Source organism: Mesorhizobium sp. CNPSo 4689, assembly GCF_057784325.1.
On record NZ_JBWLUZ010000029.1, the window covers coordinates 56,047 to 62,046 of the forward strand.

Consider the following 6,000-nt stretch of genomic DNA (forward strand, 5'->3'; position numbering starts at 1 on the left):
GTTTTCCCAGGCGATATCGGCTTCGGCGGGAAGCCAAGCGAGCAGGGCGATGAGCGGCGCGGGTCCGGCGCAAAGGCCCAGCCTGGCGATCGCGTTCGGGGCCGTCGGGCTGCTGGCCGGGGCCTTACTGATCATCTGGGCGGGTGCCTTGCTCGCGGTCGACCGGCCCAATCTTGCGCCGGCACAGGCTGTCGACGGCGAGCAGCCGATCGCAGCAGTTGCATCTCCTCTGGAGACAGGACCACAACAGCCGGCACGCAAGATCGCACAGGACCTCATTGCACCGCCGCCGCTCGAAGTATCGGCAATCGAGCGGATCGAGCCGCGCCTGCCGCTTGGCGAACTCGGTCTGGCGTCATGGCCGGAAACGCCGATGCCGGACGACTGGCGGGAGACCCTGCTCTACCGTCCGATCGCCACCTCCTCGGCCGCTTTCGAGGCGATGGGCAGGACGGTGGCCATTAGCGGCACGCTCGGCGTCGATCCGGACCAAAGCTGTTCGTTTGGCGAGGCGGCCTGGCCTTGCGGTCAGCGAGCCCGCGCGGCCTTCAATGCCTGGCTGCGCGGGCGGGCGCTGAAATGCTTCGTGCCGCCGGAGACCGACCGTTTCGCCATTGCCGCGCCCTGCAAGCTCGGCAAGCAGGATGTCGGCGCCTGGCTGGTGGCCAATGGCTGGGCCATGGCGGCGCCCGGCGGCATCTACAGCAAGGCAGAGGCGACGGCCAGGACTGCCGGCATGGGCATATTCGGACCGCCGCAATAGTCGGCCGGCCGCGAAGCCCCGGATATTTCTTTTGTTAACCGTTGCGGCGCAGCTTTCCCCCGGAGTAACCGCGGTTTGATGTTTTGGCTCGAGCAGGGACGTCATTTGGCCCATTCATCAAATTGTACGGTTCCTCGAAACCGAAATTGCAACACACAGGCCTTATGCAAGCGCATCCGACAGGAGATTGGCCGGTGACGAGAACAATGACGACCAGCGCTGCCCATGCGTGGAAAGAAGTCGCTTGGTTGACCCTACTGGGGACCGCCGGCTGTCTTGGCCTTTCGCTTGGCCTCAACTATCTGCTTCTGTTCAGCGAGGGGCTGACGCCGTTCGCGCGCAGCATGATCACGGCAGCGATTCTGCCGCTGGCGATCGGCCTGCCGCTTTTCCTGGTGATCGGCTGGAAGCAGATCGAGCTTCGCCGCTACCGGCAGGAGCTCAACCGTTCGGCGACCTATGACAGGCTGACCGGCTGCCTGAACGGGCCTGTCTTCACGTCGCTGGTCGAAAGACGGGCATCGAGGCCAGCGCAGACCGGCCCGCGTTCCGGCGCCTTCCTGGTGATCCATCCGGAGCATCTCAGGTCGCTCAATCTTCGCTTCGGCCTGGAATGGGGTGACGAAGCCCTGCGGCTCATCGCCTCGACCATACAATCGTCGGTGCGCAAGGAAGATCTGGTCGGTCGCATCGGCACGTCGATGTTCGGCGTCTTTCTGCCCGGCGCGACCGAACAGGATGCGAAGGAAATCGGCGAACGCATCCGGGCGCGAGTCGCACAGGTATATTTCGCGCCGAAGGGCGCGGAGGCTGTGCTGGCGATCAGCGTCGGCGGTGTCGTGTTCGAGCACGAACTCGCCTTCGAGGACATGTTCCGGTCGGCGGAAGAGCGTTTGTCGCAATCCCGGGACGGACTGGAATTGTCGCATATAGGCGACGACCGCAGCTGAAACGGCAGATCTGGTCGAACGATCGATGAGAGACTGGTGCTGCGAGAGAGGATTGAACTCTAGTCGAATTCAATAATTTCAATATCTTACGTGATGTTTTGCAACATTGTGACGTTCATAAAAATGAACTGATAGACAACCCTCGTATTTCAGTCGGCCCTGGGATCGGGAATGCCCGCCTGGTGGGTTCTGTCCTGCAGCTGCCAGGGACGGAACCAGATAGGGCCCTGCCGCGTCATAGAAGCAGGTTCCCATGGAGTCACATCGATGATTAGGCTCGTTCTGTTCATCGCCGCGGCGCTCGTCCTCGCCTCCGCCGGGACCGAGGCGGCCAAGCTGGACCTAGCCACCGTCAATCAGGCCCAATTCGCCGCCGGAGAACCGAAAGGCTTCAGCCCGGCCCTCCTGAAGGCAGAGATCCTTTTGGATCGCGCCCGCTTCTCGCCGGGCCTGATCGACGGGCGCGTTTCAGAGAACTTCACCAAAGCGGTCCGGGCCTTTCAGGCGGCGAACGGTTTCCCATCCGATGGCAAGCTTACTCTGGAGACCTGGGACAAGCTGATGGCAACCTCCGGCAGCCCGGTCCTGGTCACCTATGAGCTGACGCGCAAAGATGTGCGCGGACCTTTTACCAAGCGTATTCCGGCGCGCCTGGAGAGGATGGCCCGCCTGCCGCGGCTCGGCTATCACAACGCGATGGAGAAGCTGGCGGAACGCTTCCATGTCAGCGAACAATTGCTCAGACGGCTCAATCCGGGCACCCGCTTCAAGAAGGTCGGCACGAAGTTGCTTGTGCCGGATGTTGGTCGGGGCGATCCTCCTACTGCCGTTGCCGGCGTCGAGGTCGACAAGGGCGCACGCCTGGTGCGCGTGCTTGATCCCTCGGGAAAATGGCTCGCAGTCTTCCCGGCTTCCATCGGCAGCGACGAGAAGCCGGCGCCGAATGGCGAGGCGGAGATCAAACGCGTGGTGCATAACCCGACCTATCACTACGATCCCGACTTCGCTTTCAAGGGGGTCAAGTCCAAGCGGCCCTTCACCATTGCCGCCGGGCCGAACAATCCTGTGGGATCGATCTGGATCGACCTTTCCATCGAAAGCTACGGAATTCACGGCACGCCCGAACCTGGCAAGATCGGCACGACCTTCTCCCATGGCTGCATCAGGCTGACCAACTGGGATGCCGAGGACCTCGCTTCCATGGTGCAGAAAAACACAAAAGTTAGCTTCAAGGACGAAATGGCGAACGCAGGCGACGAGCGGCCTCAGTAGCCCAATACGCGGAATGCCTGGCAAGTTTGTCGCTCGCGTGTTTGCAGCGCGCACATTCCGGCAGCCGACAAGGTCATTTGGCAGGTGGTAACCCGTCCAAGATCTGATCTCATTAACACGCGAGCAGGGCCTTTCCGTATTTGGCCCACAGCTGCTCGCAATCTCTGGCTCGAAGAGTTGGAGTCCCCAGGTCGCCATATACGACCATTGCGGCACGGACATCGTAGCCCAAGATCGGAGCATTGGCGACAAACTGGACGGCCTCGCCCAGACGGCGGACGTCAAGAGTGGCATCGGTTTTATTGGTGCTATCGAACACACCCAGGATCTGGGCTTCCTTGTTCCTCACTGCCAAAACAGCTGCCAGCGCTTCTTCGGTCATCATGTGGCCTGTCGACGAACGGTTTCAGGAATATCCACAACGCGTCGCGGCGTGTCCTGATTGCGCAGAACGCTTCGCGACATTTTTTGATTGCATCTTGCCGCGAACCATTCAGCGCCATCGCGCGTCAAACCGATGAGGCATTGGTTAGCGAAATCCGCCGGCACGTCCACGATGGTGTCAATTACGGCCCAAGTGTCGGTCGGCTCCTGCACGACCACGAATCTCATATTAGTCACTCCTAATGGAATAACTCGCGAGAAGGGCCGCTGTTCCGCCGCGCGGTGAGTGCCGCCGCTCCGCGTCGGAAATTGCTGAAGACCTGCTGGAACCGGCTGAGTTGCGCCTAAGGGTCCTGGCTGGGTGCTCTGTGTATTTGAGATGGAACCGCAAGTCCCCCGCGCGCCTCGCGGCACTGTCGAACGCAATCTTGACGCCGCACATAGGAGCACCGACCTCGGGGCAGGCGTGCCGTTCGGAACGCCGAGGGTGAAGTGTTAGCGTATCTGAATGAGCCTTGAACCTGCTTGGCCGGTTCGCCGTTCTTTTTCGTCGTAATCTCCGACTATCAGGCGCCATCCTCGTAGAGCTCAATGGGGAGTCCGTCAGGGTCCGCAATGAAAGTAAACGAACGTCCTGTGTGGGGATCGATTCGGATAGGCTCAACTTCGACGCCTCGCGCCCGAAGTAACCGGGCGGTCGCCTCAACCGAGTCGACCGAGAATGCTAAGTGTCGCAATCCGCATGCCTCGGGCCTGGTGGGCCGGCTCGGTGGTGCTGGAAAACTGAACAACTCGATCTGCACAGGTCCATGGCGCAGGTCGCACTTCCAAGATTGCCTTTCGGCGCGCCAATTTTCGTCGACAACCACGAAATCGAGGTTGTTCGTGTAGAACTGCTTGGAGACCTCGTAGGCACTGCAGATGATTGCGACGTGATGGATTCCCAGAAACATCGAATTGGCCTCATGTGAGCGCGGACAAATCAAACAGAGCGATCACAAGTCACGCTTTAAGCCCGCGAGGATCCGCTTCGGTGAGAACGGGATGCGGCGGAACCTCACCCCGGCTGCATCGAATAGCGCATTACCAAGAGCAGCTGCGGTCGGTCCCTGCGCCGAGTCTGGCGACGGCAGCACAAAGCATCATCCGACGGAACGGCTACTCCTTGCGAATTGCTCCATTAGTAGTATCTAATATGAAATTGATGGTCGTGCAGGAGCCGACCGAAGCCTGGGCCGTAGTTGATGCTGATCGTGAACGTGCCGGCGAATTTCGCTAACCAATGCCTCATCGGCCGAATGGTTCGCGGCAAGGTGCAATCAACAAACGAGTCCTGAAATCTTGATAGGCGGACGAGCGAGAATGCCCTGTCGCGCTCTAGGGAAGGAGACCGCAAGCCATGCACACTATCAGGATGCTCACCGCCGCCATGCTTTTTCTCCCCGGTCTGGCCTCCGCGGCCGACTTACCGCAATTGGACGAACGGCAACTGGTGATGCCGGTCAGCCACGGTATTTCGCTGGCCGACCGGTCGACCGTCAACCGCTGCAACTCGGCAATCGCAGAATGGGCCGCGCAATACAATCCGGTTGCCGTCGAGACCAGCCTGACCGAGCCGGTGCGCCGACGCGCTGGCGGCGTGCGGATTGCAACGCTGTTCGTCGCGATCGACTACCTGCGCAAAGGTGGCGTCGAGCCGCGCTCGGCGACCATCGCCTGCACGGTGGCGGCGGACGGCCAGGTCAGTGTTGAACTTAAGGAAGGATAGAACCGGCGCAGATTGTCGTCCTGCGCCGTGAACGCGCCACAACCCGCCCTCCGGTGGATCGTTGGCCCCTTGGCGCAGCGCGTGGCGAGGCGCACCTCCGCTGATCATCGGCGCAAGGTTGAAAAGCCGTCGGTTAGCCGTGGTTGGGGATTGCGGGGCCAATGCCCGTGTCAGACACTTGTGCGAGGCTTCCTATTCACAGGTGGCCTTGGCGCTTTGGGTTTCGCATCCGGCTCCCCCGCAGGTTGCGGATTTGCGGCTTCCTGAGCTATCCGCGCCTCGCGCAATCGGGCCGTCTTAGCTTCGCGCGCCTTGCGCTCCAAGTCGATTATCTCTTGGGCTACCCGTTTGGCTCTAGCGTCTCGATCTGTGTCGATCCTTGTCGCCACGTCAGCCCTCCGCCTTGAAGTTCTTGGCTTCCTTCTCGGCTTTGGCCTTGCCCTGCTTTTCAGCAAGATCCTTAGCCTGCTGAGGCGAAACGTCTGTGATTTCCGCTAAATGCATTGCCTCCTTGTCAGAGAGGCGGTTGTCCTTCTTGCCTTGTTTGGTAGCCATGTATGAATCTCCTCGTTGTTGGAGACTAACGGGCTGGAGGTTAGAGCGTTCCTTTGGAACGCTCTGCCGTCTTGGACATTGCTTGGAAGCAGGAGGTGCACCATGCCCAATTTCCGCTTTGAGATCGTAGAGTTCGGCAAGACCACGACATTGGAGCAGGAGCTTTCCAGCGCCGACCTGGCCAGCCCGAGAGCAATCGAAATGGCCCATGCCGCCCTGTCGGCAGGATCCTCGACCGGCGCTGATCAATCGGGCTCGATTATCAAGGTTTACGATGAGGCAGGCTATCTGGTTGCCACCGTCAATTT

Annotated in this window: 9 protein-coding genes; 5 read left to right on the forward strand and 4 right to left on the reverse strand. The window is 60.5% G+C overall.

Annotated features, from left to right (window positions below; all coding sequences use genetic code 11):
• Positions 1 to 49 precede the first annotated feature (49 nt).
• The 3 genes from AC04SI_RS26425 (at position 50) to AC04SI_RS26435 (ending at position 2,985) form a co-directional block, all read left to right on the forward strand.
• Entirely contained in the window at positions 50 to 763 is a 714-nt protein-coding gene (locus tag AC04SI_RS26425) for a thermonuclease family protein (RefSeq protein WP_488475199.1), read from the forward strand.
• A gap of 248 nt (positions 764 to 1,011) precedes the next feature.
• Positions 1,012 to 1,713, forward strand: a complete 702-nt coding sequence (locus tag AC04SI_RS26430; protein WP_404281572.1) for a GGDEF domain-containing protein — start codon at positions 1,012 to 1,014, stop codon at positions 1,711 to 1,713.
• 171 nt (positions 1,714 to 1,884) lie between these two features.
• Positions 1,885 to 2,985 (forward strand): L,D-transpeptidase family protein, encoded by a 1,101-nt coding sequence (locus AC04SI_RS26435; protein WP_488475200.1) that lies wholly within the window; start codon positions 1,885 to 1,887, stop codon positions 2,983 to 2,985.
• 112 nt (positions 2,986 to 3,097) lie between these two features.
• Here AC04SI_RS26435 and AC04SI_RS26440 read toward each other — a convergent pair whose 3' ends face one another.
• From AC04SI_RS26440 to gloA2, 3 genes are all read right to left on the reverse strand, one after another.
• Positions 3,098 to 3,370 (reverse strand): hypothetical protein, encoded by a 273-nt coding sequence (locus AC04SI_RS26440; RefSeq protein ID WP_203279856.1) that lies wholly within the window; start codon positions 3,368 to 3,370, stop codon positions 3,098 to 3,100.
• A complete protein-coding gene (locus AC04SI_RS26445; RefSeq protein WP_488475201.1) occupies positions 3,367 to 3,597 on the reverse strand; it encodes a hypothetical protein in 231 nt (76 codons plus the stop codon). Before AC04SI_RS26445 ends, AC04SI_RS26440 begins: the two co-directional genes overlap by 4 nt.
• Before the next feature lie 338 nt (positions 3,598 to 3,935).
• Positions 3,936 to 4,322, reverse strand: a complete 387-nt coding sequence (gene gloA2 / locus AC04SI_RS26450; protein ID WP_488475202.1) for an SMU1112c/YaeR family gloxylase I-like metalloprotein — start codon at positions 4,320 to 4,322, stop codon at positions 3,936 to 3,938.
• A gap of 446 nt (positions 4,323 to 4,768) precedes the next feature.
• Between gloA2 and AC04SI_RS26455 the strand changes: the two genes are divergently transcribed.
• Positions 4,769 to 5,137 carry a hypothetical protein gene (locus AC04SI_RS26455; protein ID WP_488475203.1) on the forward strand — a complete coding sequence of 123 codons (369 nt, stop codon included), beginning with the start codon at positions 4,769 to 4,771 and terminating at the stop codon, positions 5,135 to 5,137.
• A 390-nt stretch (positions 5,138 to 5,527) separates the two neighbouring features.
• On the opposite strand, the gene AC04SI_RS26460 is transcribed toward AC04SI_RS26455, so the two are convergent.
• On the reverse strand, positions 5,528 to 5,692 hold the full coding sequence (locus tag AC04SI_RS26460; protein ID WP_488475204.1) for a hypothetical protein: 165 nt from the start codon (positions 5,690 to 5,692) through the stop codon (positions 5,528 to 5,530).
• 102 nt (positions 5,693 to 5,794) lie between these two features.
• Between AC04SI_RS26460 and AC04SI_RS26465 the strand changes: the two genes are divergently transcribed.
• Positions 5,795 to 6,000: hypothetical protein (locus tag AC04SI_RS26465; protein WP_488475205.1), on the forward strand; the 206-nt coding region annotated here is incomplete at its 3' end.